Here is a 2,087-nt window from a genome sequence, read left to right on the forward strand (position 1 = left end):
AGTCGTCTCTATATGTATCGAATCCAGCGTGACTGGTGTGATCTTGCTGATAATATCATTGAAGCGGCGTTGGCTGACGATGACGATACGGCTGAAGAAAATCGTAAAGAGCTACGTGATAGTCTGATTACGATCTCTCCTATTTTTGCTGATAAGCCATTCTTTATGAGCGAAGAGTTTACATTGGTTGATTGCTGTCTTGCTCCGCTGTTGTGGCGCTTGCCGCTGCTGGGTATTGAATTGCCTGAAGATCAATGTAAGCCTCTGGTTAAGTATATGGAGCGCTTGTTTGAGCGTGAATCTTTCCAGATGAGCTTGTCGGAAGCTGAGCGCGAAATGCGTGATTAATTCTTGCAATTAATAGTTTTAAAAAGGGATGATTTTTCATCCCTTTTTTGTTGAGGTAAATATGCTAAAACCAAGTCGCCCTTATATTATAAAAGCGCTTTATGAGTGGTTGCTGGACAATGACTTAACCCCGCATCTAGTGGTAAATGCAGAAGAAGATAATGTCACAGTGCCTACGCAGTTTGTAGACGAAGGGCAGATCGTTCTTAATATTAATCCTTCTGCTGTACGTGACTTTTATATGGATAACGAAGCGGTTTCTTTTAATGCTCGTTTTTCAGGCCAGCCTATGGATATCTATGTGCCTATGCGTGCGATTATGGCTATTTATGCGCGAGAGAATGGGCAAGGTATGGGGTTTGGATCAGAGCCTGGGATTGAGTTCTATCTCCAGGAGCCTGCTGAAAGTGGAGTGCAAGAAGAGAAGGATGAGCAGGTGGAAGCGAAAGAAAAGCCAGCTGTGAAAAAGCCGGCTCTAAAGGTTGTGAAGTAGCGCACAGAGTGCGCCACTTCAGGTATTGAGTTTATAAATTTACATATTCGAAGACTTTAACAATCTTCTCAACGCCGGTGATATTGCGAACAATATTGATCGCAATATCGGCTTCTTGAGTGCTTACAAGTCCCATTAGATAGACTGTGCTGCCGTCTGTCACAACTTTAATGCGTGATCCGTCTACACTCTCGTTGGTAAGAAGCTGTGCCTTTACTTTAGTTGTGATCCATAGGTCATTGCTTCTGGCGATAGCTGATGAAACACCAGATATTTTTACCTCATTGTGTATTTTTCTTACTTTTCTAATCTGGCTGACAATCTGTTCAGCTTCTGCTCGAGCCGCATCACTTGGGGCTTGGCCTGTTAATAGGACGAGCCCGTTGTAGCTGGTCACGCTGATGTTACTGGCTTTCATCTCTTCGGAGCCTTTATTCAGATTGACCAGAGAGAGAGTCTCAATAACTTCGTCGTCAATATATGAGCCAACGGTGCGGTTGCCAGGGTTTTCACGGATTGGTTCTTCGCGGCCTGCGCTAATGACATCTGAGCAGCCTGTAATCAGTGTGGTTAGGCCTAGGCTCGCAATCAAAGCTAATATTTTTACGTTGTTCATTATTGATCACTTCCAAAAAGTTGAAAATCTATTAAATCGCAGAGTGAGTGAAGTACCAGTAATTGTGCATGGTGGATAAGTGCATGATCATCACAGGGTACGCATATTTCAATCTCATCAGGGCTCAGCAGTGCAGTTATGTCTCCTCCATCACCGCCATTAAGTGCGATTACAGTCATCTCCCTGTCGTGTGCTGCCTGGATTGCTTGAATGAGGTTGCTTGAGCGGCCATGGGGAGTGATCAGGAGTAAGATGTCGCCTGGTTGGCCAAGTGCGTGTATCTGCTTGGCTTGGGCGTCCATGAAACTGCTGTCTTCACAAATGGCGCTAAGGGTTGAACCGTCCGAGCTGAGATTTATGGCCGGAAGGCCGGGGCGTTCATGCTTAAAGCGGTTCATTAATAGCGTGGTGAAATGCTGGCCTAAGGATGCAGAGGCACCATTAGCGCAGCAGAGAATTTTGCTCTCACTAACCAGGCAATGTAGTAGCAGCTCACCAGCGTGGGCGATAAGGGGGGTATACTGCTCAATAGTTATCGCATTGATTTCCATTGAGTTGTGAAACTGGTGGACAATGCGGTCTTCGAGTTCCATATGGTCCTTGATTTTTCGCCTTAAAGATTAAAGGCCC

The 2,087-nt window shown here is 45.3% G+C and carries 4 protein-coding genes; 2 read left to right on the plus strand and 2 right to left on the minus strand.

Going from position 1 to position 2,087, the window contains the following annotated elements; all coding sequences use genetic code 11:
* Positions 1-348: glutathione binding-like protein (locus GY843_RS03940; protein WP_297306741.1), on the plus strand; the 348-nt coding region annotated here is incomplete at its 5' end.
* A gap of 61 nt (positions 349-409) precedes the next feature.
* Positions 410-841 (plus strand): ClpXP protease specificity-enhancing factor, encoded by a 432-nt coding sequence (locus GY843_RS03945; RefSeq protein ID WP_297306743.1) that lies wholly within the window; start codon positions 410-412, stop codon positions 839-841.
* A gap of 31 nt (positions 842-872) precedes the next feature.
* On the opposite strand, the gene GY843_RS03950 is transcribed toward GY843_RS03945, so the two are convergent.
* The gene (locus GY843_RS03950) at positions 873-1,457 is read right to left on the minus strand and encodes a BON domain-containing protein (RefSeq protein WP_297306745.1); all 585 of its coding nucleotides are present in this window, start codon (positions 1,455-1,457) and stop codon (positions 873-875) included.
* A complete protein-coding gene (locus GY843_RS03955) occupies positions 1,457-2,050 on the minus strand; it encodes an SIS domain-containing protein (RefSeq protein WP_297306748.1) in 594 nt (197 codons plus the stop codon). The genes GY843_RS03950 and GY843_RS03955 overlap by 1 nt, the downstream gene beginning before the upstream one ends.
* Between the last annotated feature and the right edge of the window lie 37 nt (positions 2,051-2,087).

The organism is Neptuniibacter sp. (genome assembly GCF_024231755.1).
Lineage (GTDB): Bacteria > Pseudomonadota > Gammaproteobacteria > Pseudomonadales > Balneatricaceae > Neptuniibacter.